Origin of the sequence: Bergeriella denitrificans NBRC 102155 (genome assembly GCF_001592185.1) — a bacterium.
Lineage (GTDB): Bacteria > Pseudomonadota > Gammaproteobacteria > Burkholderiales > Neisseriaceae > Neisseria > Neisseria denitrificans.
The window spans coordinates 1-668 of sequence record NZ_BCWL01000376.1 but is presented as its reverse complement, the minus strand read 5'-3'; the positions used below and the strand labels follow the sequence as shown (position 1 = coordinate 668).

Sequence of the window (668 nt, the reverse complement as noted above, 5' to 3'; positions counted from 1 at the left end):
GGGCGAGCCAACGCCGTAGCAGAAATTCAGTTCTTCGACTATACGGCGCAGGACATCTTCCGCACCAATATGCCAAGATGCCCCGCGCCGCGTAGCCCCATAAATTCGGAGTTCCGCCCATGAGCAAACCGCCCAAATCCCTGCGCGCCCGCGCCATGGACATCCTGTCGCGCCGGGAAATCAGCCGCGCCGGGCTTAAACGCAAGCTCGCGCCCCATGCCGAAAGCGAAGAAGAGCTGGACGCGGTATTGGCCGAATTCAGCGAACGCAACTGGCAGTCGGACGAACGCTACGCCGAAGCCTATATCCACAGCAAAAGCCGCCTGCACGGATCGCGGCGGCTGAAACAGGCACTGTCGGCGCAGGGCATAGACGAAGCCCTCAGCCGCCACTTCCTGCCCGACCGCCAAAGCGAGCAGCAAACCGCCGCCGCCATCTTGCGTAAAAAATTCAAACACCCCCCCGCCGATTTGAAGGAAAAACAGAAACAAGCCCGCTTCCTAGCCTACCGCGGCTTCGATATGGACGCCATCCAAACCGCCTTCAAACACGCCTGGGACGAAGATTGGACATACGAAAGCGAATAAAGGCAGCCTTTACGCAATCAAAAAGCCGTCTGAAAAAATCATTTTTTCAGACGGCTTTTTTTTCATATAGTTGGAGAAATT

At 56.6% G+C, this 668-nt stretch carries 1 protein-coding gene; it reads left to right on the top strand.

Annotation, left to right across the window (positions count from 1 at the left end):
- Positions 1-119: 119 nt before the first annotated feature.
- Complete coding sequence (recX, locus tag BDE01S_RS10890; protein WP_066081499.1) at positions 120-587, top strand: recombination regulator RecX; 468 nt, start codon at positions 120-122, stop codon at positions 585-587.
- Positions 588-668 lie beyond the last annotated feature (81 nt).

What these genes read in the sequence shown, in the direction of transcription:
- recX (WP_066081499.1), top strand. Translation starts at nt 120, where the DNA reads ATGAGCAAACCGCCCAAATCCCTGCGCGCCCGCGCCATGGACATCCTG.